27 protein-coding genes are annotated in these 24,383 nt (G+C 71.1%); 11 read left to right on the forward strand and 16 right to left on the reverse strand.

Going from position 1 to position 24,383, the window contains the following annotated elements; all coding sequences use genetic code 11:
- Window positions 1-2: 2 nt before the first annotated feature.
- Together N1F89_RS04025 and N1F89_RS04030 are read right to left on the reverse strand one after the other, a co-directional pair.
- Entirely contained in the window at window positions 3-1,538 is a 1,536-nt protein-coding gene (locus tag N1F89_RS04025; protein ID WP_290081674.1) for a hypothetical protein, read from the reverse strand.
- An 87-nt stretch (window positions 1,539-1,625) separates the two neighbouring features.
- Window positions 1,626-2,921, reverse strand: a complete 1,296-nt coding sequence (locus N1F89_RS04030) for an adenylosuccinate synthase (RefSeq protein WP_290081677.1) — start codon at window positions 2,919-2,921, stop codon at window positions 1,626-1,628.
- A gap of 198 nt (window positions 2,922-3,119) precedes the next feature.
- Between N1F89_RS04030 and N1F89_RS04035 the strand changes: the two genes are divergently transcribed.
- Window positions 3,120-4,037, forward strand: coding sequence for a DMT family transporter (locus N1F89_RS04035; protein WP_290081679.1), 918 nt, complete (start codon window positions 3,120-3,122; stop codon window positions 4,035-4,037).
- 48 nt (window positions 4,038-4,085) lie between these two features.
- Here N1F89_RS04035 and serA read toward each other — a convergent pair whose 3' ends face one another.
- From serA to N1F89_RS04065, 6 genes are all read right to left on the reverse strand, one after another.
- The gene (gene serA, locus N1F89_RS04040) at window positions 4,086-5,681 is read right to left on the reverse strand and encodes a phosphoglycerate dehydrogenase (protein ID WP_290081682.1); all 1,596 of its coding nucleotides are present in this window, start codon (window positions 5,679-5,681) and stop codon (window positions 4,086-4,088) included.
- 99 nt (window positions 5,682-5,780) lie between these two features.
- A complete protein-coding gene (locus tag N1F89_RS04045; protein ID WP_290081686.1) occupies window positions 5,781-6,959 on the reverse strand; it encodes a phosphoserine transaminase in 1,179 nt (392 codons plus the stop codon).
- A gap of 156 nt (window positions 6,960-7,115) precedes the next feature.
- Window positions 7,116-7,454: a hypothetical protein gene (locus N1F89_RS04050; RefSeq protein ID WP_290081687.1), complete on the reverse strand. Its 339-nt coding sequence runs from the start codon at window positions 7,452-7,454 to the stop codon at window positions 7,116-7,118.
- Window positions 7,455-7,527: 73 nt separating this feature from the next.
- Window positions 7,528-9,162: a CRTAC1 family protein gene (locus N1F89_RS04055; RefSeq protein ID WP_354670305.1), complete on the reverse strand. Its 1,635-nt coding sequence runs from the start codon at window positions 9,160-9,162 to the stop codon at window positions 7,528-7,530.
- On the reverse strand, window positions 9,159-10,571 hold the full coding sequence (locus N1F89_RS04060) for a hypothetical protein (protein WP_290081689.1): 1,413 nt from the start codon (window positions 10,569-10,571) through the stop codon (window positions 9,159-9,161). The genes N1F89_RS04055 and N1F89_RS04060 overlap by 4 nt, the downstream gene beginning before the upstream one ends.
- Window positions 10,568-11,812, reverse strand: coding sequence for an ROK family protein (locus tag N1F89_RS04065; RefSeq protein ID WP_290081691.1), 1,245 nt, complete (start codon window positions 11,810-11,812; stop codon window positions 10,568-10,570). Before N1F89_RS04065 ends, N1F89_RS04060 begins: the two co-directional genes overlap by 4 nt.
- 191 nt (window positions 11,813-12,003) lie before the next feature.
- Here N1F89_RS04065 and xylF point away from each other — a divergent pair, with 191 nt between their 5' ends.
- The 3 genes from xylF to N1F89_RS04080 all read left to right on the forward strand — a co-directional run bounded on the left by xylF (window position 12,004) and on the right by N1F89_RS04080 (window position 15,359).
- Window positions 12,004-13,047 (forward strand): D-xylose ABC transporter substrate-binding protein, encoded by a 1,044-nt coding sequence (gene xylF, locus N1F89_RS04070; protein ID WP_290081693.1) that lies wholly within the window; start codon window positions 12,004-12,006, stop codon window positions 13,045-13,047.
- 94 nt (window positions 13,048-13,141) lie between these two features.
- On the forward strand, window positions 13,142-14,455 hold the full coding sequence (locus tag N1F89_RS04075) for a sugar ABC transporter permease (RefSeq protein ID WP_290081694.1): 1,314 nt from the start codon (window positions 13,142-13,144) through the stop codon (window positions 14,453-14,455).
- Window positions 14,456-14,570: 115 nt separating this feature from the next.
- A complete protein-coding gene (locus tag N1F89_RS04080; protein WP_290081697.1) occupies window positions 14,571-15,359 on the forward strand; it encodes an ATP-binding cassette domain-containing protein in 789 nt (262 codons plus the stop codon).
- A gap of 192 nt (window positions 15,360-15,551) precedes the next feature.
- On the opposite strand, the gene N1F89_RS04085 is transcribed toward N1F89_RS04080, so the two are convergent.
- The 5 genes from N1F89_RS04085 to N1F89_RS04105 all read right to left on the reverse strand — a co-directional run bounded on the left by N1F89_RS04085 (window position 15,552) and on the right by N1F89_RS04105 (window position 17,751).
- Window positions 15,552-15,803, reverse strand: a complete 252-nt coding sequence (locus tag N1F89_RS04085) for a hypothetical protein (protein WP_290081700.1) — start codon at window positions 15,801-15,803, stop codon at window positions 15,552-15,554.
- An 81-nt stretch (window positions 15,804-15,884) separates the two neighbouring features.
- Window positions 15,885-16,211 (reverse strand): hypothetical protein, encoded by a 327-nt coding sequence (locus N1F89_RS04090; RefSeq protein ID WP_290081702.1) that lies wholly within the window; start codon window positions 16,209-16,211, stop codon window positions 15,885-15,887.
- 207 nt (window positions 16,212-16,418) lie between these two features.
- Window positions 16,419-16,601, reverse strand: a complete 183-nt coding sequence (locus tag N1F89_RS04095) for a hypothetical protein (RefSeq protein WP_290081703.1) — start codon at window positions 16,599-16,601, stop codon at window positions 16,419-16,421.
- 43 nt (window positions 16,602-16,644) lie between these two features.
- The gene (locus N1F89_RS04100; RefSeq protein ID WP_290081705.1) at window positions 16,645-16,812 is read right to left on the reverse strand and encodes a DUF1328 domain-containing protein; all 168 of its coding nucleotides are present in this window, start codon (window positions 16,810-16,812) and stop codon (window positions 16,645-16,647) included.
- Window positions 16,813-16,956: 144 nt separating this feature from the next.
- Window positions 16,957-17,751: a response regulator gene (locus tag N1F89_RS04105; RefSeq protein WP_290081707.1), complete on the reverse strand. Its 795-nt coding sequence runs from the start codon at window positions 17,749-17,751 to the stop codon at window positions 16,957-16,959.
- Window positions 17,752-17,971: 220 nt separating this feature from the next.
- On the opposite strand from N1F89_RS04105, the gene N1F89_RS04110 reads away from it, so the two are divergent.
- Window positions 17,972-18,178, forward strand: coding sequence for a NepR family anti-sigma factor (locus N1F89_RS04110; protein WP_290081709.1), 207 nt, complete (start codon window positions 17,972-17,974; stop codon window positions 18,176-18,178).
- 4 nt (window positions 18,179-18,182) lie between these two features.
- Entirely contained in the window at window positions 18,183-18,734 is a 552-nt protein-coding gene (locus tag N1F89_RS04115; protein WP_290081710.1) for a sigma-70 family RNA polymerase sigma factor, read from the forward strand.
- Here the strand turns inward: N1F89_RS04115 and N1F89_RS04120 are convergent.
- Window positions 18,717-19,115, reverse strand: coding sequence for a response regulator (locus N1F89_RS04120; RefSeq protein WP_290081712.1), 399 nt, complete (start codon window positions 19,113-19,115; stop codon window positions 18,717-18,719). The two genes, N1F89_RS04115 and N1F89_RS04120, sit on opposite strands and share 18 nt — an antisense overlap.
- Before the next feature lie 125 nt (window positions 19,116-19,240).
- Here N1F89_RS04120 and N1F89_RS04125 point away from each other — a divergent pair, with 125 nt between their 5' ends.
- A complete protein-coding gene (locus tag N1F89_RS04125) occupies window positions 19,241-20,002 on the forward strand; it encodes a Crp/Fnr family transcriptional regulator (RefSeq protein ID WP_290081713.1) in 762 nt (253 codons plus the stop codon).
- Here N1F89_RS04125 and N1F89_RS04130 read toward each other — a convergent pair.
- Window positions 19,924-21,117, reverse strand: coding sequence for an AI-2E family transporter (locus N1F89_RS04130; protein WP_290081716.1), 1,194 nt, complete (start codon window positions 21,115-21,117; stop codon window positions 19,924-19,926). The genes N1F89_RS04125 and N1F89_RS04130 overlap by 79 nt on opposite strands.
- Before the next feature lie 159 nt (window positions 21,118-21,276).
- Here N1F89_RS04130 and N1F89_RS04135 point away from each other — a divergent pair, with 159 nt between their 5' ends.
- The 4 genes from N1F89_RS04135 (at window position 21,277) to N1F89_RS04150 (ending at window position 23,063) form a co-directional block, all read left to right on the forward strand.
- The gene (locus N1F89_RS04135; protein ID WP_290081718.1) at window positions 21,277-21,624 is read left to right on the forward strand and encodes a hypothetical protein; all 348 of its coding nucleotides are present in this window, start codon (window positions 21,277-21,279) and stop codon (window positions 21,622-21,624) included.
- 2 nt (window positions 21,625-21,626) lie between these two features.
- Window positions 21,627-22,076, forward strand: a complete 450-nt coding sequence (locus tag N1F89_RS04140) for a hypothetical protein (protein ID WP_290081723.1) — start codon at window positions 21,627-21,629, stop codon at window positions 22,074-22,076.
- A 212-nt stretch (window positions 22,077-22,288) separates the two neighbouring features.
- Window positions 22,289-22,474, forward strand: a complete 186-nt coding sequence (locus tag N1F89_RS04145; protein ID WP_290081726.1) for a hypothetical protein — start codon at window positions 22,289-22,291, stop codon at window positions 22,472-22,474.
- A 79-nt stretch (window positions 22,475-22,553) separates the two neighbouring features.
- Window positions 22,554-23,063 (forward strand): DNA starvation/stationary phase protection protein, encoded by a 510-nt coding sequence (locus tag N1F89_RS04150; protein ID WP_290081727.1) that lies wholly within the window; start codon window positions 22,554-22,556, stop codon window positions 23,061-23,063.
- A gap of 24 nt (window positions 23,064-23,087) precedes the next feature.
- Here the strand turns inward: N1F89_RS04150 and N1F89_RS04155 are convergent, their stop codons facing one another.
- Window positions 23,088-24,380 carry a DUF2254 domain-containing protein gene (locus N1F89_RS04155; RefSeq protein WP_290081728.1) on the reverse strand — a complete coding sequence of 431 codons (1,293 nt, stop codon included), beginning with the start codon at window positions 24,378-24,380 and terminating at the stop codon, window positions 23,088-23,090.
- Between the last annotated feature and the right edge of the window lie 3 nt (window positions 24,381-24,383).

The raw sequence follows: 24,383 nt of genomic DNA on the forward strand, positions 1-24,383 counted from the left end.
GCTCAGCCGCTCGTCGCGGCCTGCCAGGCGTCGAGCGCCTCGTCGAAGACCTTGTCGCCCGGAATGCCCTTTTCCATCGTGATCAGCGCGCGCCGTCCCGAACGGTAGATGATCGGGATGTCGATCCAGCTCTGCCGCCGCAGCAGCGTGCGGTTGGCCTCCAGCTCCGCCTGGCTGTCGCTCAGCGCCAGCAGGAAGAAGCCGTCGGCGATCTTGGCCGGGATGCCGAGCAGCGGATTGCCGGTGTCCTCCTCCGACTGCTTCATCGCCACGCGCAGCACGTTGTCGATGCCGCCCTCGGCGAAGTTGTCGGGCGTCAGGAAGATCATCTCGATGATGTGGCTGGCCGGCAGCGACGGGTCGGCGTTGCGCCGGATCGTCATGCGAAGCTGCAGGTCTTTGCCGGGAATCGTCGCCTCGGCGCGGATCGCCGGCTCCGGCGGCTGGTCGGCGCCGGGCGATTCCTGGACGAGCGACCACACGGTGGCGCCGGATTCGGCCGAGCCCTGGGCGGCGTTCGTGCCTTCCTCGTAGAAGATCGCCTTCTGGCCGACCGGCACCTCGGCGCTCGGTTCGGCGGCGGCGCCCGTCTCGCCCTCGGGCGGCGGGTTGGCGGCCGCGACGGAGGTGCCTTCGCCGAGGCCCGGCTCGCCGCCGGCGGGCCCCTCGTCCACCTCGGTGCCGTCCGACAGAAGCCGCTGGGTGAATTTCTGCGGCGCCTCGTCGGCCGGCGCCGTCGGTGCCGCGGGAGCGGGCTCGGCCGGCGCGGCGGCCTGCTCCTGCCCGGCATCGCCGTCGGCCGGCGGCGCCTCGTCGTCCGCCGCCGTCTCGGGCTGTGCGCCGTCCTCGGTGTCGATCGCCACGGGCGCCTCCGGCGCGGCGCCGAAGCCGAGCATCGGGCCGATCTCGGCACGGTTGAGCCACACGGCATAGCCGGCGCCGGCCAGCACCAGCAGGACGACGAGCGCGGCGATCATGCCGCCGACGCCGCGCCGGCCGCGCCGGCGGGGCGGCGGAACGGCCGCGGCCGGCTCGAGCGGCTCGCTCTCGTCGGGCTCGCGCGCGGGCTCCTCGTCCGTCCGTCCGGCCGGCTCGTCCGCGGCGGCGGTCGTGCCGGGACCGGGCGCGACGCTCTCGGCGGCCTGGCCGGCGGCGGCGGCCGGGGTTTCGGGCTCGCGCGGCGCGGGCGGCTCTGCATGTGCGGTCGCCGGCGGCGCCCGGTCGGCGGCCGGCGCGGGGCTCGCGGGCTCGGCGGCCGGCTCCGGTCGGGGCGGTTCGGGCGCCGGCTCCGGCTCCGGCGCAGCAGCCGCGGACGCCGCGGCCTCCTGCGCGGCGTGCGAGGCCTCGACCTCGGCGATCGCCTCCTCGAGCAGGCCCTTCTGGCGGGCGACCACGGCTTCGGAGGGCGGCGGCGACAGGGCGGCCAGCTTGGCGGCGATCGTCGCGCGCGCCTTTTCGTAGACGCGCTGACGCATCTCGGGCGTGTTCTCGCTCAGCCCGCCGATCGTCTTGTTCAAGACCGCTACAAAATCCGCCATGCTATCCCGGTCCGTTGGTCCCTTTTTTCGTCGTTCTTCTTCGCTGGTCGAGGTGCTGGCGCGTGCGCCGGCGGCCCGGCCGCGAGCCTAGTCGCGAAAGGGGTCGGTCACAAGTATGGTGTCCTCGCGCTCCGGGCTGGTCGACAGGAGGGCGACCGGCGCGCCGATCAGCTCCTCGACCAGGCGCACATACTTGACCGCCTGCGCCGGCAGCGCGGCCCAGCTTCGCGCGCCCCTGGTGCTGCTCTTCCAGCCCTCCAGCGTCTCGTAGATCGGCTCGACGCGCGCCTGCGCGCCCTGGCTGGCCGGTAGGTAGTCGATCGTCTGGCCGTCGAGCCGATAGCCGGTGCAGATGCGGATCTCGTCGAGCCCGTCGAGCACGTCGAGCTTGGTCAGCGCGATGCCGTCGATGCCGTTGGCCGCCACGGCCTGGCGCACCAGGACGGCGTCGAACCAGCCGCAGCGCCGCTTGCGCCCGGTCACGGTGCCGAACTCGCGGCCCTGCTCGCCGAGAAAGGCGCCGATCTCGTTGTCCTGCTCGGTCGGGAAGGGGCCTTCGCCGACGCGCGTGGTGTAGGCCTTGGTGATGCCGAGCACGTAGCCGATGGCGCCCGGCCCGACGCCCGAGCCGGTGGCCGCCTGGCCGGCGACCGTGTTTGAGGAGGTGACGAAGGGATAGGTGCCGTGGTCGATGTCGAGCAGCGTGCCCTGGGCGCCCTCGAACAGGATGCGCCGGCCGTCGCGGCGCGCGTCGTCGAGCACCTTCCACACGCGGTCCATGTAGGGCAGCACCTTGTCGGCCACGTCGCCGAGCTCGCCGAGCAGCGCGGCCGCGTCGACCTCGGCCACGCCGAGGCCGCGACGCAGCGGGTTGTGGTGGGCGAGCAGGCGGTCGACCTTGGCCGGCAGCGTGTCGGGATCGGCCAGATCCATCAGGCGGATGGCGCGCCGGCCGACCTTGTCCTCGTAGGCCGGGCCGATGCCGCGGCCGGTCGTGCCGATCCGCGTTCCCTTGCCTGCCTTTTCCTCGCGCATGCGGTCGAGCTCCCCGTGCACGGACAGGATAAGCGCCGTGTTTTCGGCGATTTTCAGGCGCTCCGGCGTGACGTCGACGCCGAGCTCGGCAAGCCGCTCGAGCTCGGCGACGAAGGCGTGCGGGTCGAACACCACGCCGTTGCCGATCACCGACAGCTTGCCGCCGCGCACGACGCCGGACGGCAGCAGCGACAGCTTGTAGCTGACGCCGTCGATGACCAGCGTGTGGCCGGCATTGTGGCCGCCCTGGAAGCGCACCACCACGTCGGCCCGCTCCGACAGCCAGTCGACGATCTTGCCCTTGCCCTCGTCGCCCCACTGCGAGCCGACCACCACCACATTCGTCATCGCGCGTCCCCGTTTCGCTGTTGCGCGCGGCCGCCCCCGGCGACCGACAGGCCTCTATAGCCTCGCGCATGCGGCGGCGCGAGCCCCCAATCCCGGCCCTCCGGCTGCGGCGGATTCCCGCGTTCCGCGTTTACGAACGCGGCGACACACTTTATGCGTCAGTCTTTGCGCTCCCACCCGACGGACCCGCCGCCCGCCATGCACCGCACCGCCTATGCCATGCTCACCGCCACCGCCCTGTTCTGGGGCGGCAACGCGGTCGCCGGCAAGCTGGCGGTCGGCCACATCTCGCCGCTGCTTCTGACCAGCCTGCGCTGGACGATCGCGCTCGCAGTGCTCGGCGCCTTCTCGTGGCGCCACGTGCGGCGCGACTGGCCGGTGATTCGCCGGCACCTGCCGCTGTTCTTCTTTCTCGGCGTGATCGGCTTCACCGGCTTCAACGCCGCGCTCTACAGCGCCCTGACGATGACCTCGGCGATCAACGTGTCGATCGAGCAGGCCGGCATGCCGATGGTGGTGGTGCTGATCAACTTCGTGCTGTTCCGCCTCGGCATCACCTGGCTGCACGCCGTCGGCTTCGTGCTGTCGGTCACCGGCGTGGCGCTGACGGCCACGCATGGCGACCTGACGCGGCTCGCCGCGCTCGAGCTCAACGGCGGCGACGCGCTGATGCTGTTCGCAGTGCTGATCTACAGCGTCTACACCGTGTTCCTGCGCTTCAAGCCGGCGTTGCACTGGCAAAGCACGATCACCGCGCTTGCCGTGACGGCGATGATCACCTCGCTGCCCTTCGCCGCCTGGGAATATGCCACCGGCCGCATGGTCTGGCCCGACGCCGCCGGCTGGGGCGTGGCGGCCTACACGGCGATCTTCCCGTCGCTCCTGGCGCAGATCTTCTTCATCCGCGGCAACGAACTGCTCGGCGGCAACCGCGCCAGCCTGTTCATCAACCTCGTGCCGATCTTCGGCACCGGGCTGTCGGTGCTGCTGCTCGGCGAGGCGTTCCGTCCCTATCACGGGCTCGCCATGGTGCTGGTGCTCGGCGGCATCTGGCTGGCCGAGCACAGCGGCCGCAACGCCGCGCTGCGCCAGGCGGCGCGGCAGCCGCGGCCGTAGAGCGGGCGCGGCCGGCGGCAGGCGGCCGGCCGGCCGGCGCGGCGGCGGTCAGCCCGAGACGTCGAAGCGCAGCGGCTTGGCCGACAGGATCTCCTGGTGGCCGCGCAGCTCCGCGAGCACGTTCGGGGCGATCGGCTCGTCGAGATAGAGCAGCGCGATGGCGTCGCCGCCCGGCCGGTTGCGGCCGAGCTGGAAGTTGGCGATGTTGACGCCGTGCCGCGCGCACACGGTGCCGAGCAGGCCGATGATGCCCGGCTCGTCGTTGTTGGTCGTGTAGAGCATGTGCTCGCCGATCTCGGCATCGAGGTTGATGCCCTTGATCTGGATGAAGCGCGGCTTGCCGTCGGAGAACACGGTGCCGGCGATGGTGCGCGTCTTCTCGGCGGTCTTCACCGTCAGCTTGATGTAGCCGTCGAACACGCCGGACTTGTCGCGCTTGACCTCCGACAGGATGATGCCGCGCTCCTTGGCCATGATCGGCGCCGACACCATGTTGACGTCGGAGACCTGCGGCCGGATCAGCCCGGCCAGCGTGGCGCTGACCAGCGCGCGCGTGTTCATCTCGCGCGTGGCGCCGTCGAACAGGATCTCGACCTCGCGGATCGGCTCCTCGGTCACCTGGCCGACGAAGGCGCCGAGCACCTCGGCGAGCTTGACGAAGGGCTTCAGCCGCGGTGCCTCCTCGGCGCTGATCGAGGGCATGTTGATGGCGTTGGTGACCGCGCCCTTGGTCAGGTAGTCGGCCATCTGCTCGGCCACCTGCAGGGCCACGTTCTCCTGCGCCTCGCGCGTCGAGGCGCCGAGATGCGGCGTGCACACCACGTTGGGCAGGTTGAACAGCGGGTTGTCGGTCGCCGGCTCCACCTCGAAGACGTCGATGCCGGCGCCGGCCACCTTGCCGGCCTTCAGCGCCTCGACCAGGTCGGCCTCGACCACCAGGCCGCCGCGCGCGCAGTTGATGATGCGCACGCCATCCTTCATGCGCGCGATCGCCGCCTTGTCGACGACGCCGCGCGTCTTGTCGGTGAGCGGCGTGTGCAGGGTGATGAAGTCGGCGCGCTGGAACAGCTCGTCGAGCTCGACCTTCTCGACGCCGAGCTCGTCGGCCCGCTTCTGCGACAGGAAGGGGTCGAAGGCGACGACGTGCATGCGCAGGCCGACGGCGCGCATGGCGACCACCGAGCCGATGTTGCCGCAGCCGATGACGCCGAGCGTCTTGCCGGTGATCTCGACACCCATGAAGCGGTTCTTCTCCCACTTGCCGGCATGGGTCGACGCGTTGGCCTCGGGGATCTGCCGGGCGACGGCGAACAGCATGGCGATGGCGTGCTCGGCCGTGGTGATCGAGTTGCCGAACGGCGTGTTCATCACGATGATGCCGCGCCGCGAGGCCGCCGGGATGTCGACATTGTCGACGCCGATGCCGGCGCGGCCGACGACCTTGAGCCGGTCGGCGGCGGCGATCAGCTTTTCGGTGACCTTGGTGGCCGAGCGGATCGCAAGGCCGTCATAGTCGCCGATCGCCGACAGGAGCTTGTCCTTGTCCTTGCCGAGATCGGGCAGGTAGTCGACCTCGACCCCGCGGGTCTTGAAGATGTCGACGGCGGTGGGGGAAAGCTTGTCGGAGACGAGCACGCGCGGCATGGCGGATTCCTCGGGTGACGGAAGAAGAAGGGGAGGGCCGACGGGCCGCCCCGGCAAGGGGCGGCGCCTCAGGCATTGGCGACGGCGTGGCCGGGCGGCTCAGGCGGCGGCGCGCAGCGCCGAGCGGGCGCCGGCGAAGGCCCAGTCGAGCCACGGCATCAGCGCCTCGAGATCGGCGGTCTCGACCGTGGCGCCGGCCCAGATGCGCAGGCCGGGCGGGGCGTCGCGATAGGCGCCGATGTCGTAGGCGACGCCCTCGGCCTCGAGCCGCGCCGCCATGTCCTTGGCGAAGGCGGCCTGGGCGGCCGGATCGAGCGCGCGGATCTCGGGATCGGCGATCGACAGGCAGACCGAGGTGTTGGAGCGCGTCGCCGGGTCGACGGCGAGATGCTCGGCCCAGTCGCTGGCCGCCACGAAGCGGTCGATGACCGCGAAGTTGGCGTCGGCGCGGGCGATCAGCGCGTCGAGCCCGCCCAGGCCCTCGGCCCATTCGAGCGCGTCGAGATAGTCCTCCACGCACAGCATGGAGGGCGTGTTGATCGTCTCGCCCTTGAAGATGCCCTCGTTCAGCTTGCCGCCCTTGGTCAGGCGGAAGATCTTGGGTAGCGGCCAGGGCGGCGTGTGCGTCTCCAGCCGCTCCACCGCGCGCGGCGACAGGATGAGGACGCCGTGCGCGGCCTCGCCGCCCAGCACCTTCTGCCAGGAGAAGGTGACGACGTCGAGCTTGGCGAAGTCGAGGCGCTGGGCGAAGGCGGCCGAGGTGGCGTCGCAGATCGTCAGGCCGGCCCGGTCGGCAGGGATGAAGCCGCCGTCGGGAACGCGCACGCCGGAGGTGGTGCCGTTCCAGGTGAACACCACGTCGCGGTCGAAATCGACCTCGGCGAGGTTCGGCAAGTGGCCGTAGTCGGCCTCGATGCGGCGCAGATCGGCGATCCTGAGCTGCTTGGCGATGTCGGTCACCCAGCCGGCGCCGAAGGATTCCCAGGCCAGCACGTCGACGCCGCGGGCGCCGAGCAGCGACCACAGCGCCATCTCGACGGCGCCGGTGTCGGACGCCGGCACGATGCCGATGCGGTGGCTTTCGGGAACCTGCAGCACCTGGCGCGTCAGCGCGATGGCGCGCGCCAGCTTGGCCTTGCCGAGCTTGGCGCGGTGCGAGCGGCCGAGCGCGGCGTCGGCGAGCGCATCCAGGGTCCAGCCGGGACGCTTGGCACAGGGACCGGATGAAAAACGGGGATTGGCCGGACGCAGGTCCGGCTTGGCAAGCGGGGTCGTCATGGTTCTATCCTTCCAGATAGCACGCCCCTCGGTGGGGAGGGGTGGCCCGCCGCGGCGCATAGCGCAGGCGCCGCGAAAGCGCAAGCGCCTTGTCGGCCGGCGCGCCGCGCGCTGCCGCGACGCGGGCCGGCATGGACGGCGGTTCCGCCTGGAAGATCAGCCCTTTGCGTCGCCGCCGGCGGTTCGCGTCGTCAGCAGCACGTCGCGCGTCAGGTCGCCCTCCAGCACCGCCCGCGGCCCCTCGGCGGCAAAGCGCGTGCCGGTGTCCTCGACGACGGAGTAGAGCAGCGGATTGCGGAACGCGCTGGCGAAGCTGGTCGACACGCCGTCGCCCGGCTTGGCGTCGACCTCGAGGAAATCGGCCTCGGCTTCGGACGCCACCAGGCGGGCGTCGGCGGGCGATTCGGCGCGCACGATCACCGTGCCCTGGGTCGGCGCGTTGTCCCAGCGCGGGTCGTCGGGTGCGGCGCTCGGCTCGAGACGGTATATGGGCATCGCGGCCTCCGTTCGGCTGGCGGCGACGCGTGCCGCCACGCCCGGATAACCGGCGGCGCGGGCGGATGTTCCCTCACTCGGGCGGGTACCAGTAGCGCACGTCGGCGGCGCCGCGCGCCAGATGCACGAAGTTGTTGGCGAAGACGCGGTAGGGCGCGCTCCACTCGCCGTCCGGCCACTTGACGCGGATCGTCGCGCGCTCGGCCGTGCCGATGCCGAAATGCAGGAAGCCGAGGCGGCCGGAGGCGTGGCCGCCGCCGACCTGCACGGTGCGGTTGAGGGTCCTGGCGCCCCAGCGCAGCGAGACGAGCGCGCCGACGGCGTTGCGGTTGGCGCCGTCCTGGGCGAGCTCGACGGCGACGAAGTTGCCGCCCTGGCGCGGGCCGTCGGCGCTGGCGGCGCCCATGTTGCGGAACAGCGAGACGGGCGCCTCGCGGTTGACGACGAGAAGGTCGAGCCGGCCGTCGCGGTTGAAGTCGTCGACCACCGCGCCGCGCCCCCTGGTGTCGCGGTCGATGCCGGCCAGGTCGCCGGCCTCCGCGAAGCCGCCGTCCCACTGGCCGATCAGCAGGTTGTCGGGATCGAAGGCGGCGAAGTCCTCCATCTTCTCGACGTTGCCCTTGGCGATGAACAGGTCGAACAGCCCGTCATTGTTGAAGTCGGCGAACTCGGCGTGCCAGCCGGTCGACGGCTTGAGGTCGTCGCCGCGGTAGGGCCGGTGCGCCGTCGCGCCGCGCGCGTAGGCGATGTCGGCATAGACCGGCCGGTCCTCCTCGGCCTCCTCGTCGAGGCGCTGCAGCTTGGTGTCGCCCATCGAGGTGAGGGCGTATTCGGGATAGCCGTCGCCGTCGATGTCGCCCTCGGCGATGCCCATGCCCCAGATGGTGAGGCGCTGCCAGCCGTCGGCGCGGGTGAACAGGCGCGGCGGCCGGTCCGGCTCGACATGCCAGAGCTGCTCCTCGCCGCCGCGATAGTAGTGCCGGTCGTTGGTCACGCGCAGCGCCGGCAGGCCGGAGCGGTTCCAGTCGGTGAACAGCATCGACAGCGCGCAGTGGCCGGGCGCGAGCGCCAGCGCCGTGCCGTAGTCCGGCGCCGCCCCGGCGGCCGGCCGATGCAGCGCGTTGTCGTGGCAGGTGCCCCAGGGCGCGCCGGGCGCCTGGCGGTCGACATAGTTGCCGAAGGCGAGGGTGGGGAACGCGCCGTCCTTCTCCCACGCCGCGGCGAAGGCGGTCGTCCAGGCGCGGCCGCCGTCGAAGGCGAAGCGGCGGTTGGCCTTGGTGAAGCGGCAGTCCGGCCCGCCCCTGAGGATCAGGTTCTCGCCGAGGCGCAGCAGCACCAGGTCGGGGTGGCCGTCGCTGTCGATGTCGAGCGGATAGGCGCCGAGCACCCTTTCCAGGTCGCGCGCGGCGAGCCCGGTGTCGGTCTCGGCGAAGCGCAGCGGCCCGCCGGCGCGGCCGCGGTTGACGTAGAGGCGGGCGGGCGCCTTGCCGCCGGCGACGAACAGGTCCGGCATGCGGTCGCCGTTGCAGTCGAGCGCGGCGGCGCCGCCGCCGACGAAGTACTCCCACGGCCCGCGATAGGCGTGCGCGATGCCGGCCTCCGCCGCCTCCTCGCGCATCGCCGGCACGTCGCCGGCCGGCATGTCGCGCTCGGCCGCCGCGGCCGGGGCCAGCGCGAGAAGCGCGAGCGCGGCGGCCAGCCGCCTCACGGCGCGATCACCAGGGTGCGCAGGAAGGCGATCAGCGCCCGCCGGTCGGTCTCGGCGGCCGCGACATAGGCGTCGCGCGCGGCGCGCGCCGCGCCGCCGTGGGCGCGGATCACCGCGTCGAGCGTCGTCAGGTCGTTGCGGTGGCCGTAGGGCGCGGTTTCGGCGACGCCCCACAGCTCGGCGGTCATGAAGACGTTGCGCTCGACGAAGCGCTGGGCGAGCAGCTCGTTGCCGAGCGTCGCCACCTGGCGGTCGGCGATCACGTGGCGCTTCAGGTCGCCGAAGAGCGGCACCAGGATGCGGCCGTCAGCATCGCGCGGCAGGCGCTCGGCCCAGGCCATCAGCGCCAGGTCGTAGACGGCGCCGTGCGGCGTCTCGCCGGCGCGCAGCGTGCCGGCCATGTCGAGCGGTCCGGGATCGGCGAACTCCAGGCTGTCGAGCGGCAGGGCGCGGCGGTGGCAGGCCTGGCAGCCGAGCCCGTCGAACAGCGCGTCGCCGCGCCGGGCGGCGGCGCGCCAGGCCGCGTCGGCCGGCGTTTCGACCGCCGGCGGGGCGAGACCGGCCTGCCAGGCGACGAGAGCGGAGATCTCGCCGGCGCCGATCTCGTCGTCGACGCCGTCGCCGTCATGGTCGCGCGTGCCGGTCCAGCGCGGGCCGAAGCGCTCGTCGGCCTGGATGCCGTGGTGGTGGTTGAGCGCGTTGACGGTGAACTGGCGCAGCGACGTCATCACGCCCTTCTGGCTGAACGGGCGGATGACGAGATCGTCGTCGACGCCCTCGACCGCGCCGAGGTCGAGCATGCCGTCGGGATGGGCGGTGACGGCGCCGAAGCCGACGCCCTTGGCGGCGAGCGCGGCGGTGACCGGCGCGCCGCCGGCGCGCGCCTCGGCCAGCGCGGCGCGCCGCACGGCGTGCAGCTCGGCCGTCATCTCGCGCGCCAGAAGCTCGATCAGCCCGGCACCGAACAGGTGGTTGGTGCCGCGCTCGTTGGAGAATTGCGGATCGAGGCTGTCGAAGTCGGCGCTCTCGAAGCCCTCGGAGACGAACACGTTGGCGACGAAGTCGCCGGCGCCGCCGGTGGCCGGCTGGTTGTGGCAGCCCGAGCAGGCGTTGGCGTCGAGCCCGGCGGAGCGGAAGAAGGCGTTCTCGGGCGCGCGCCGGCGCGCGGTCGGCACGATCGCCTGGGTGGCGAACGGGCGGCCGACGCCGTCGGCCTCGGTGAAGCGGCCGACGAACAGGCGCTCGCCCGTCGCACGCAGCGCCGCCAGCGCCGCGGCGTCGAGCCGGCCGGCGACCGCGGCGGGATCGACGCGCTCGAGGAGCACGCGCTCGGCCCACGGCTCGGCGACCGGCTCGGCCGCCGCCGGCGCGGCGAGCGCGAGCGCGAGCGCTGCGGCGGGCGCCCTCATGCCACCGCGCGGCCGCGCGCGGCGGCCGGCTCGGCGCCGAGCGCGAAGACCGCCCGGTCGAGCTGGGTGAGCGCCGTCATGGCGCAGCCGTGGCGGATGAGCGGCAATTCGTTGGCCTCCGTCTCGAAGGCGAGCGCGCCGGCGGCCTGGCCGCCGGCGGTGCGGCCGAGCGCTTCGCGGATCACCGGCTCGAGCAGGTCGAAGGCCGCGGTGCCCTGGCCGACGAAGACGACGGGGGCGGGATCGAACACGGCGAACAGGCTGCCGAGCCCGAAGCCGATCGCCTCGCCGGCGGCGCGGAAGGCGGTGCGCTCCGGCCCGTCGGCGGCGCGGGCGCGCGCGGCGAGCGCGGCCATCGCGCCGGCGTCGATGTCGGCCACCGGGCGCTGCTGCTCGTCGTGCCCCTCGGCCTTGCGCCAGATGGCGTAGTTGCCGGCATAGGCCTCGATGCAGCCCCGCCGGCCGCAGCGGCACAGGGCGCCGTGCGGACGGTGGATCATGTGGCCGAACTCGCCGGCCGACGAGCGCGTGCCGGAAAACAGCGCGCCCTTGTGCATCAGGCCCATGCCGATGCCGTTGGACAGAAGCACGGCGACGAAGTCGTCGCCGTGGCGCTGCGGCGCGCGCCAGGTCAGCGCGGTGGCGATCATGTTGCAGTCGTTGACGACGGCGACCGGCACGGCGAAGGCCTTTTCCAGCGCCGGGGCGAAGGCGATGTCGCTGTGCGGCGTGATCGGCGACCACAGCAGCGTGCGGCCGGCCGAATCGGTGATGCCCTGCACGGCGAGGCAGATGCGCATCAGCCGCCCGGCGTCGCCGCCGCCGCGCGCGAGCAGGCCGCGCAGCGCCGCCGTCACGCGCGCGACCAGCGCACCCGGCTCGGCGGTCAGCGTCGGCAGGCGCTCGCTCTGCTCGGCGACCACCGTGCCGGCATAGTCGACCAGCGCGACCGACAGCCGGCCGAGCGACAGCACCACGGTCGCCACGGCGCCGGCACGCGGGTTGAGCGCGAGCGCCACCTGCGGCCGGCCGCGCCGGCTGGCGGCGGCATCGGCCGGCTTGGTCTCGGCGAGCGTGCCCTCGGCGATCAGGTCGGCGGCGATGGCCGAGATGGTCGAATGGCTGAGCCCGGTCAGCCCGGCGAGCTCGGTGCGCGAGGGCTGGCCGGCGCGCCGCACGGCGCGGATGACGAGGGCGCGGTTGCGCTTTCTCAGGTCGTCGTGACGGATGCCCGCCGTCATGGCGCCGTTCCTCCCTGTGCCGCCCGCCCGCGCCGCCCCGCGCGAGCCCGCGGCGCGCGGCTCGCCGGCGGCCGCTTGCGGCATATTGACATAGGGGGCGCTCTGAGTCATTCTTTTTTTCGAGGCTCGAAAAAAAGGGCTTCGCTCGATACAGAGCCCGCGCGCCAAGGCCGGGCCAAGGGAGGAACATCATGAGGAAGATCACGACCGCCCTGGTGGCGGGTTTCGCCGTGTCGGTGGCGCTTTCGAGCGCGGCGCTGGCCGAGGGCAGGACCATCGGCGTGTCCTGGTCGAACTTCCAGGAGGAGCGCTGGAAGACCGACGAGGCGGCGATGCAGACGCAGATCGAGGCCGACGGCAACACCTACATCTCGGCCGACGCCCAGTCGTCGGCGGCCAAGCAGCTCACCGACGTGGAGGCGCTGATCGCGCAGGGCGCCGACGCGCTGATCATCCTGGCGCAGGACGCCTCGGCCATCGGCCCGGCGGTCGAGAAGGCGGTCGCCGAGGGCATCCCGGTGGTCGGCTACGACCGGCTGATCGAGAATCCCAACGCCTTCTACCTGACCTTCGACAACAAGGAGGTCGGCCGCATGCAGGCGCGGGCCGTCTACGAGGCGCAGCCGGAGGGCAACTACGCCTTCATCAAGGGCTCGTCGGCCGATCCCAATGCCGACTTCCTGTTCTCCGGCCAGATGGAGGTGCTGCAGGAGGCGATCGATTCGGGCAAGATCAAGAATGTCGGCGAGGCCTACACGGACGGCTGGCTGCCGGCCAACGCGCAGAAGAACATGGAGCAGATCCTGACCTCCAACAACAACGAGGTCGACGCGGTGGTCGCCTCCAACGACGGCACGGCCGGCGGCGCCATCGCCGCGCTCGAGGCGCAGGGCATGGCCGGCTCGGTGCCGGTGTCGGGCCAGGACGGCGACCACGCCGCGCTCAACCGCATCGCCAAGGGCACGCAGACGGTCTCGGTGTGGAAGGACGCGCGCGAGCTCGGCAAGGCGGCCGCGCAGATCGCCGACCAGCTCGCCGCGGGCACGGCGATGGACGAGGTCGAGGGCGCCACCGCGTGGTCGGACGGGCCGAACGGCGTGGAGATGAACGCCATCTTCCTCAAGCCGGTGCCGATCACCCGCGACAATCTCGACGTCGTCATCGACGCGGGGTGGGTCTCGAAGGACGTGGTCTGCCAGGGCGTCGAGCCGGGCTCGGCCGAGGTCTGCGGCTGAGGTGACGCGCCGGCGGCCGCGCGGTGCGCCGCGCGGCCGCCCCGCCGCACCGGGAGGGTCGGCCGCGACGACGGGCGGCCGGCGGGAGGAGAGCATGACGCAGGTGACGACGCATGCGCCGGTCGACGGCGCGCGCGCGGATGCGGGCGGGCCGCTCGGCCGCTTCCTCAAGGCGACCGAGCTCGACACCCGCATGCTCGGCATGCTGGCGGCGCTGGCGCTGATCTGGGTCGGCTTCCACATCCTGTCGGGCGGGCTGTTCCTGACGCCGCGCAACCTGTGGAACCTGTCGGTGCAGTCGGCCTCGATCGCGGTGATGTCGACCGGCATGGTGCTGGTCATCGTCACCCGCAACATCGACCTGTCGGTCGGCTCGGTGCTCGGCTTCGTCGGCATGGTGATGGGCGTCACCCAGGCGCAGCTCCTGCCCGGGCTGCTCGGCTTCGACCATCCGGCGACCTGGATGCTGGCGCTCGCCGTCGGGCTCGTGGCGGGCGCGGCGATCGGCGGCCTGCAGGGCTACATCATCGCCTATCTCGGCGTGCCGGCCTTCATCGTCACGCTCGGCGGCCTGCTGGTGTGGCGCGGCGCGGCCTGGTGGGTGACCAGCGGGCGCACCGTGGCGCCGATGGATTCCACCTTCCGGCTGATGGGCGGTGGCCCCGAGGGGGCGATCGGCGCGACCTGGAGCTGGATCGTCGGGCTCGTCGCCGGCGCCGCGCTCGTGCTGGCGCTCGCCAGCGGCCGCAACCAGCGCCGCAAGTTCCACTTCCCGCTGCGCCCGCTGTGGGCCGAGGCGTTTCTGGCCGGCGTCGGCTGCGCGGTCATCCTCGGTGCGGTGGCGGTGGCCAACGCCTATCCCTGGCCGGTCGGCATCGTGCGGCGCTACGCCGAGGCGACCGGCATCGCCGTGCCCGAGGGCGGCCTGTTCATCGCGCACGGCATCGCCATCCCGGTGCTGATCGCCGTCGGCGTCGGCATCGTCATGACCTTCATCGCCACGCGCACCCGCTTCGGGCGCTACGTCTTCGCCATCGGCGGCAACCCGGAGGCGGCCGAACTCGCCGGCATCAACACGCGCTGGGTGGTGATGAAGATCTTCATCCTGATGGGCATGCTGGCCGCCATCGGCTCGGCCATCTCGACGGCCCGGCTCAACGCGGCGACCAACGCGCAGGGCACGCTCGACGAGCTGCTGGTGATCGCCGCGGCGGTGATCGGCGGCACCTCGCTGTCGGGCGGCATCGGCACCATCGCCGGAGCGATGATCGGCGCCGTGCTGATGCAGTCGCTGGCCACCGGCATGATCCTGCTCGGCGTCGACACGCCGCTGCAGAACATCGTGGTCGGCATGGTGCTGGTGCTGGCCGTGTGGCTCGACACGCTCTACCGGCGCCGGCTGCAGTAGACGCGACACGGAGCGGCGGAGGGAGCGCCATGCCCCTGGTCCCTGCCGCCGCATCGTCATCGGCGAGAAACCGGCAGCCGCTCTGTGGCGGGACGCGCCGGGAGGAGGAACGGCAATGAGCGACGCGCCCCTGGTCGAGATGCAGAACATCTCCATCGCCTTCGGCGGCATCCATGCCGTCGACAACGTTTCGGTCGACCTGCGGGCCGGCGAGGTGGTCGCGCTGCTTGGCCACAACGGCGCCGGCAAGTCGACGCTGATCAAGATCCTGTCGGGTGCTTACCGGCGCGACGCGGGCACGATCTGGGTCAACGGCCGCGAGGCGGCCATCGCCAACCCGCGCGACGCCAAGCGCTACGGCATCGAGACGATCTACCAGACGCTGGCGCTGGCAGACAACGTCGACGCGGCGGCCAACCTGTTCCTCGGCCGCGAACTGCGCACGCGCTGGGGCACGCTCGACGACGTGGCGATGGAATCGGAGACGCGCAAGGTGATGGGTCGCCTCAACCCGCGTTTCCAGCGCTTCAAGGACCCGGTCAGCCGGCTGTCGGGCGGCCAGCGGCAGTCGGTCGCCATCGCTCGGGCGATCCATTTCGACGCGCGCATCCTCATCATGGACGAGCCGACCGCCGCGCTCGGCCCGCAGGAGACCGCGCAGGTCGGCGAGCTGGTGCTGCAGCTTAAGAACGAGGGCATCGGCATTTTCCTGATCAGCCACGACATCCACGACGTCTTCGACCTCGCCGACCGCGTGGTGGTGATGAAGAACGGCCAGGTGGTGGGCAGCGCGGCGACCGGCGACGTCAGCAAGGACGACGTGCTCGGCATGATCATCCTCGGCAAGTGCCCGGCGGGCGCGGTGCCGGGTCCGGGCGCCATCGACGGGGCCGCCGCGGCCTGACGGTGGCGCCTTGCGGCTCGAGCCGATCTGCTTTTCACGGAATCGCAGACCGGCTCCAGGCTATTGTCTTTCCAAGCTATTGTCTTGCCGCGTTGCGAAACGGCGAACCGGTTTCCACTTCGCCTGGAAGCGCTTCAAAAAAGAAAGGCCGGCGTCGCCGCCGGCCCGGATTTCAGTGTCGCGCGCGCCAGCTCAGCGGCAGGGCGCCTCGTAGATGCGGCCGTAGCGGTCGCGATAGCGGCAGTAGCCGGTGCGCGCCGCCTTGCCGATCAGCACGCCGGCCGCGGCACCCGCCACGCCGCCGATCACGGCGCCGCCGACCGAGTCGCTCGCCAGCCCGCCGATCACCGCGCCGGCCGCGCCGCCGACCGCGGCATCCTGCTCGGTCGTCGTGCATCCGGCGAGCGCACCCACCAGCGCCAGGGAAATCACCATCTTCTTCATGTGCCTGTCTCTCCGTTCGGCCTCCCCTCCGGCACCGACGGGGTGCCGCACCGACGCAGCACGTCCGCAGGCGATCGTCCGTCAGGGACGGGCCATGGCCGGCGTCTGCTGCTCCTCGCGCGAGGCGACGAGCACGTCGGTCACGGGTTCGATCGAGGCAACCAGGTTGCCGCTGCCGGTGATATCCCATACCAGTTCGGCGTCGACATACTCAAGCGCCGGATCAACCGACACGCACTTGCCGAGAATCTGCGGATACTGCCCGACGAAGCCGCGGATCGACGTCTCCAGCTCGGCGTCGCATTCCGCCTCCGTCTGGTAGAGCGGGGCCGGGGCGGGAAGCTCGCGGCAGTAGGACAGGTCGTCCGAGCAGCCGACGATGAGAAGAAGCGCAGCAATGTGTTCCATGGCGTGTTCCTTTCGCCATGACAACGCGCATGCGACTGCGCGGGTTCCGCTTCTTCTGTCAAGTGCGAAAGTGGAATCGCGACAAGAAATCGTCCGTGCGCCGGCCGTCGCTTGCCGCCAAAAGGAAAGGCCGCCCCGTTTCTTGCGAAAGCGGGGTGGCCTTCTGGTTCGTCGCGTCGGTTCGACTTGCGTCGTCGTCGTGGCGTCTCACAAGACCGTGAACACGATCAGCGCCAGCAGGAAGGCGGCGAAGATGAGGATCGCCAGCCGGAAGTAACCGAACGGCCCGTAGTTGGGACCGGGCGGCAGCGGGTCCTCGCTCTCGCCCTCGGGATGGCCGAGCGCCAGGCGGGCGGCGTTCTCGAGCTCGCTGATGGCCGTTCTGTTCATGGTCTCCCTCCTCGCATGCGGGTGGCGGTGCCGGCGCCGCGCGTCAGCGGGACCGCCGCATCAGGCCGGCGACCAGCGATATTGCCAGAAGCACGAGGAAAATGAAGAACAGGATCTGGGCGATGCCGGCCGAGGCGCCGGCAATGCCGCCGAAGCCGAGAACGCCGGCGACCAGCGCCACGACGAGAAAAATGAGGGCCCAATAAAGCATAGGTCTGGCTCCTTTCGCGCAGCCGCCGGTGCGGCAGTCATCGCGGAGGAAACGACCGGCGAGGCCATTGGTTCCGCAGCAAAAAGGCCGCCCGGGGGCGGCCTTGCCGAAGGGTTGGCGCCCGCGCCTGCGGGGTCGGCGGCCTCAGGCGGCGGCCTTGGCCTGGCGGTCGAAGAACAGCGCCTGGCTGATCAGCGCCTTGACCATGTCGGGGCTGAACGGCTTGGTGACCAGGAAGGTCGGCTCCGGCCGCTCGCCGGTCAACAGCCGCTCGGGGAAGGCGGTGATGAAGATCACCGGCACCGGGGTGGCGGCGAGGATCTCGTTGACCGCCTCGATGCCCGAGCTGCCGTCGGCGAGCTGGATGTCGGCCAGCACCATGCTCGGGTTGGACTTGGCGAACAGCTCGGTCGCCTCGGCATGGGTGCGCGCGGTGCCGACCACCCGGTGGCCGAGGCTTTCGACCATCTCCTCGATGTCGAGCGCGATCAGCGGCTCGTCCTCGATGATCATGATGTCGGTCTCGACCTGGCGCGAGATCTCCTGGCTCGCCTCGCTCAACAGGGCGTTGAGCTCGCTTTCCTCGACGGCGAGGATCTCGGCCGCCTCGGCCGAATCGAAGCCCTCGACGGCGACCAGCAGGAAGGCCTGGCGCGGCTGCGGCGCGAGCGCCGACAGATTGTCGATGGCGCGCTTCTCCCACAGCGAGGTGGGCGCGGCTTCGGGCACGGGAATGTCGATGGAATCGAACAGGCGGGAGAACAGCTTGTAGAGCGCGACGCGGTCGCTCGAGGCTTCGGGAAAGATGTCGACGTCGGCGATGATCGCTTCCAGCGTTGCCGCCACCAGCGCGTCGCCGCTCGTCTGCGCGCCGGAGACCGCCCTCGCGTAACGCCTCAGATAGGGAAGGTGGGGGGCAATTCGGTTGGACAGACTCATGCTGGCGCGTCTCCCTCGGTGACAGGTGGGTCGGTCGAACGACCGTTGGGCTGCAAACGCGGCGGAGAAAAAAAAGTTCCGCCGGCCGGAACGAAATTCTTCAATGTGCGTTGAGAGGCGGATTTGGTGCGGCCCGGGCCATTGCGCAACCGGGGCGGGCCACCGGGCCGGAACGCGCTTGCGCTGGGGTTCGGAGGTGCAACGGGCGAAGAGACATTTTATGGCGAACGAAAAGACCGCCGCACGAAAGGCGGGCCCCAAGGGGAACGGAAAGAACGATCCCCTGGGCACGAACACGGAGATCGGCCGCAAGCTCCGGCAGTATTACGACGAGCTGATGGCCGACGATGTGCCGGACCGCTTCACCGAGCTGCTCAAGCAGCTCGAGCAGAAAGAAAGCGATCGGTCCGGCACGGAAAGGAATTAGCCCCATGGGCGATATCGCCGCCTTCCGGGAGGGTCTCCTCGAGGCCATCCCCAGCCTGCGCGCGTTCGCCGTGTCGCTGGTCAAGAGCTCCGACCGGGCCGACGATCTGGTGCAGGAAACGCTGGTCAAGGCATGGGACAAGCAGAAAAGCTTCCAGCCCGGCACCAATCTCAAGGCCTGGCTGTTCACCATTCTGCGCAACGAGTTCTATTCGCAGATGCGCAAGCGCGGCCGCGAGGTGCAGGACAGCGACGGCGTGATGACCGCGCGGCTGGCCATCCACCCAAACCAGGATTCCTCGCTCGACCTCGACGATTTCAAGCGCGCGCTGGCCACGCTGCCGGAAGACCAGCGCGAGGCGATCGTGCTGATCGGCGCGTCGGGCTTCTCCTACGAGGAGGCGGCGGAAATCTGCGACTGCGCCGTGGGCACGATCAAGAGCCGGGTGAGCCGGGCGCGCTCGCGCCTGCAGGAGATCCTCGGCGTGTCGGGCGAGACGGAGTACGGCCCCGACGGCATCAGCGCCCAGGTGACGAATTCATCCGCCGTCGCCTAGGCCGCCGCGGCGCCCGAGCGTGGCGGCGGCGAGCGCGTCGACCATGGCGGCCGTCGCATAGGGCTTGCCGACCACCGCGACGCCGGGAAACTCGTCGCGCAACGCGCCGAGATCGCCGTAGCCGGTGGCGAAGATGAAGGGGATGCCGCGGCTGGCGAGAAGCCGGGCGAATTCGAGCGTGTGTTCGCCGCCGAGCTTGACGTCGAGGATGACCACGTCGGTCGGCGCGTCGAGTGCGGCGGCCGTCAACGCCTCGCGCTGGCCGATCACCCGCACGTCCACGGCGCCGCTGTCGCGGCACACCTGCTCCACGTCCATCGCGATCAGGAATTCGTCCTCGACGACGAGGACGCTGAGGCCTCGCAGCAACTGATTGTCCAAACAGCGACTCCCTTGTATGAGGAGCGTTGATGCCCGCGCGGCGGCTTGCTGTCATTAAGATTTGACAATGCCGGCATGGTTTGCGCCGCAACCGGCGCAGACGGGCGGGCCGGGGACGGGCGGGGATGGCACCAGCGACCAACGGGCATGAGACGGCGGCGGTCAGTTGCGAGCACTGCCCGCTGCGCCGGAACGAGACATTCCGCAGCTTCCGCGAGGCGGAGCTCGACTTCATGCGCCGGTTCAAGCAGGGCGAGCTGAAGGTCAACCGCGGCGCCTCCATCCTGATGGAGGGGGCGCAGAACCCGCACTTCTACACCGTGCTGTCGGGCTGGGCCTTCCGCTACAAGACGCTGGAGGACGGCCGCCGGCAGATCGTCAATTTCGCCATGCCCGGCGATCTCGTCGGCCTGCAGGGCAGTCTGCTCGGCGCCATGCAGCACTCGGTCGAGGCGCTGTCGCCGATGACGCTGTGCGTGTTCGACCGCAACGAGCTGTTCACGCTCTACCAGGCGCATCCGGAGCTCGCCTACGACGTCACCTGGATCGCCTCGCGCGAGGAGTGCATGCTCGACGAGAACCTGCTGACGATCGGCCGGCGCAGCGCGCTCGAGCGCATCGCCTATCTGCTCGCCTTCATCGGCAGCCGCTCGATCGCCAGCGGGCTGATGAAGCGCAGCAACGCGGTGACCATCGGCATGACGCAGCAGCACGTCGCCGACACGCTCGGCCTGTCGCTCGTGCACACCAACAAGACGCTGCGCAAGCTGGTGCGCCGCGACCTGCTTCGCTGGGGCGACGGCGGCTGTCAGGTGTTCGACCTGAAGGGTCTGGCGGAGCTGGCCGGCTGGGAGGACACGGCGACGGAGGCGCGGCCGTTTCTGTGAGGCGGCGCGGCGCGGCCCGCCGCGGGCGGTGCCGGCTGCCAGTCCGAGGCCGGCACCAGGTTGGCGACGATCGTGCCGGCGGCGAGCAGCGCGGGGATCGCCACGAAGCCGCCGATCGGACCCCACAGCCACAGCCAGAAGGTGATCGCCAGGAACACCACGAACGGGTTGAGCGTCATGCGCCGGCCGATCACCAGCGGCGTGACGAACTGCGCCTCGATCAGGTTGAGCGACAGGTAGACGAGCGGCGGCATGAAGCTCGCCGACAGGGTGTCGAACGTCGCCAGCCCGACGCCGAACAGGATCACCGCCATGACGGCCGGGCCGATGTACATGATGAAGTTGAGCAGCCCGGCGAGCGCGCCCCACAGCGCGGCGGACGGCACGCCGACGAGGAAGAGCGCCGTGCCGACGGCGAGGCCGAGGCCGGTGTTGATCAGGGCGATCGACAGCAGGTAGCGCGAGATCGCCGCCTCCACGTCGCGGAAGATGTGCGCCACGCGCCAGCGCAGCCGCCGGTTGACGCACAGCCGCAGGATCGACAGCCGCGTCTCGTGCCGGGTGGCGACGAAGAAGTAGAGGCCGGCCAGGAAGATCAGCACCTGCGCGATCAGCGCCGGCGCCAGGCTCGCCACCTCCTCCACCGCGGAGCCCTCCTCGACCGTCACGGTGACGCCGGATTCGCCGGTCGCGGCGCGGATCTGGTCGCGCATGTTGCGCACCGTGTCGAGCGGCTCGCGCAGGCTCGAGAGCTGGAACTGGAGCTCGCTCCACACCTGCGGCAGGCGGCGCGACCAGGAGGTGAGCGGCACCGCGATGAGGATGGCCAGCGTGCCGACGAGCAGCACGAAGGCGAGCGTCACGAACAGCGCCGACAGCACCGGCGGCAGGCCGCCGCGCTCGATGCGCGCGGCGAGCGGCCCGAGCATCAGGCCGATGACGATCGCCAGCGCGGCCGGTGCGAGCAGGAACCGGCCGTAGTGCAGCGCGACGACCGCGACCACCAGCCCCATCAGGATGATGGCGCTCTGCGAGGAGCGCTGCAGCACCACCTCGAGGCTCGATTTGGGCGGCAGCCGGACGATCGGCGGCTTCTTGCGGCTGGCGGGGATCATCGGCAATTCCGGCTGGACAGGTAGAAGCAAACGGCCTTTGATGCCCGGCGGTTCCACCCCGGCCGGCCGGAGCGCGGTCGCCGTGCCCGCGGCGCAACGGGCGGGGAACCCGCGAACGCCTGCTGCGTTTGCGTTGATCTTCGAGAAAGGAGTCCGGCAATGGCAACGAGCTCGACGACGAGCAAGACCGCAAAGACGGCCGATGCGGAAACGGCCAAGTCCCAACAGGATCTCGAGGCCGACATCCGCCAGTTGCGCGAGGACGTGGCCCAGCTGACCCGCCACATCAAGGAGATGGGCGAGCGCAGGATGGACTCCGCGCGCCGCCAAGCCTCGGCGCGCGCCGAAAAGCTCAGAGCCCAGGGGGAAGAGACGATGGCCGATATGCGTGAAGGCATGCGCGACATGGAGCGCGAGCTGAGCGGGGCGGTGCGCGAGAAGCCGCTGACGGCGCTCGCCATGGCTGCCGGCGTGGGCTTCCTGCTGGCGCTCATGACCCGCCGCTAGACATGCGTTTTCTCATCACCGTGATCACCTCGATCGCGTCGGGCGAAGTGTCCGACGCGATGAAGCGGACGCGCCTGGCGGTAGTCTACTACGGACTGGCGGCGCTGGCCGCACTTTTCGCGCTCGCGTTCCTGGTCGTCGCCCTCTACATCCTGGCGGCCGAGGAATGGGGCGCGCTGGCGGCGGCGACCGGCTTCGGCGTCGGCTTCCTCGTCATCGCGGTGATCGTCCTGATCGTGCAGCGCGTGGTGACGCGGCGCAGCGCCAAGAAGGTGGCGCGCCGGCGGGCGACCGACGCGCGCGCCCTTGCCGGCACGGCGGCCGTGGCGCTGCTGCCGTCGCTGCTTGCCCGGCGCAGCGGCATGCTCGCGCTGCTTGCGCCGATCGTCGCGCTCGGCGCCTATGCCGTCTACCGCGAGAACATGGAGCCGGACGGCGACGATTTCGACTGAAGGCCCGGCGCGGCGCGGTGGCGCACGCGGGCCCCTCTCGCCGCCGCTGCCGGCGGCGAGGGAACCTGCCGCGCAAGCGCGCATTTCCTCCTGAGGCGGTCGACGACCGGCCCCGCGCATGGTGCCGCCATGCGCAAAGATCAACGGGAAGGACCACGGCGCCGTGCGAGGCGCTGCCCGGCTCCCGGCATCGTGGTCCGACGGAGGAATTCATGAACAAGCAAGTCGACCAGAACGACGCCAAGCAGGGGCGCCGCGGCTCGCCGGTGCTGCTGGTGCTGATCGGCGGGCTGATCCTGGCCGGTCTGGTGTGGTGGGGCGTCGAGGTCTTCGTGGCCGACATCGGCGACGAGGTTCCGCCGACGGTCGAGCCGGCCGACGACCTGCCGACCGACTGAGGCGGCGCCGGCCTGCCGCCGGCCGCGCCATGCGAGCGAACACGCGACAACCGAGCACGCGACAACCGAGGAGGCGACGATGAGCGAGGCAACGGCCGTCCTGAAGCCGAAGATGCAGGGCGAGAGCATGAATGTCGGCATCGGCGACGTCGAGCGCGAGCAGATTGCCGAGGGGCTCTCGGCCATCCTGGTCGCGACCTACCGGCTGGTCATCAAGACGCACATCTACCACTGGAACGTGGTCGGCCCGCTGTTCCATCCCATCCACGTGCTGACGGAAGAGCAGTATGGCGACCTGTTCGAGGCGACCGACACGATCGCCGAGCGCATCCGCGCACTCGGCCATCACGCGCCGATGATGGCCGGCAAGGGCGTCGACACCGGAATCGAGCTGCGCGCCTCCGGCCGCTCGGCCAAGGAGATGGTCGAGGACCTGATCTCCGACCACGAGGAGATCGTGCGCCAGATGCGCTCGGCCGCCGACCTCGCCGAGGACAAGAGCGACTTCGTCACGCACGACATGCTGACGGAGCGGCTGACCTTCCACGAAAAGGCGCTGTGGATGCTGCGCGCCACCGTGGCCGACTGAGCGGGCGGCCGGCGCGCGCCGCCGTCACGCTTCGGCGGCGGCGCCGGGCTCGAGCAGCGGCGCCAGCCGCTGGCGCACGAATGCGAGGTCCTCGGGCAGGAAGTCGTTGGCCTCGATCTCGCGCAGCAGCAGCCGGGCGTGCTCCTCGAGGGCGGCCCGCACCTCGTCGCGCGCGACCTCCGCCAGGCGCACCAGCGCGTCGGCCAGATGGCGCGCCATCAGAACGTTGTCGCGCGAGGCGCGCCGCATGGGATGGTAGGCGGTGCCGATCAGGTCGGCCGCCGACATGCCGGGCACCAGCACGCGCGGCACCCCGTCGTCGTCGGGCATCACCTGCTGGCGCATGCCGCTTTCGGCCGGTCCGGCCAGCGCCGAGGACAGGCGGTCGACGCAGGTGATGGCGGTGAAGGTGTCGTTGACCCCCGGCGACAGCGCGCGCAGCGCGATCTCGAGCAGCAGATGGATGGAGAACTCGATGTTGTCGCGCATCGAGCGCGCCTCGGCGATCTCGATGCAGTTGCGCATCGCCGCCACGCTGTCGTCGCCGATCGCGTCCGAAAGGTGCAGCAGCGTCTGGCCGCGGATCAGGAAGCGGCCGCGGCGCTCGGCGAACTTCACCACCACGTCCTCCTCGGCGGCAAGCGTCGCCAGGCGGTGCCAGTCGACATGGCCGATATAGCCGGAGCGCTCGGTGCGCAGCGTGTGCGAGAAGTCGATCCGGTCCTCGTCGAGGGTGACCGAGGTGGTCTCGCCGCCGGCGATCAGCCGGCCGATGTCGCGCTCCAGCCCGTTGGCGATCTCGGCGATCTCGTCGTCGATCGACACGCTGGTCGACACCTCGCGCACGAAATAGATGAGCTGGGCGACGCTGAGCACCGCCAGGAACCCGGTGCCGCCGATGGCGAGCTGCGGCACGAAGCCGGGCTCCGTCGCGTAGAGCGTCGTCAGCGCGTGCAGGAACGTGCCGCCGAACAGCCCCGCCGTCACCTGGTTGACGCGGTCGGTGCTGAAGCGCTTGAGCAGGCGCGGCCCGATGTTGCCGGCGGCCAGCGTGAAGACCACCAGAACGAGCGAATAGGCCAGGCTGAGCGCGGTGATGGCGCCCGTCGCCACGACCGACAGGAAGCTCGTCGCCGTGTCGTAGGAGATGTCGAGCGGCCACAGCGTCTCGGCCGCCTCCTCGCGCAGCGTCTCCATCCAGATGAGCACGAAGGCCAGGCCCATCAGCAACAGCGCGATCATCGCCGGCACGGTGACCAGCGACAGCAGCCGGACGCCGGCGATGCGGTAGCGCAGCTTGGCGAGGAAGGCGTACAAGGG

The sequence above is a fragment of the Aquibium sp. A9E412 genome (assembly GCF_030398335.1).
Classification (GTDB): domain Bacteria; phylum Pseudomonadota; class Alphaproteobacteria; order Rhizobiales; family Rhizobiaceae; genus A9E412.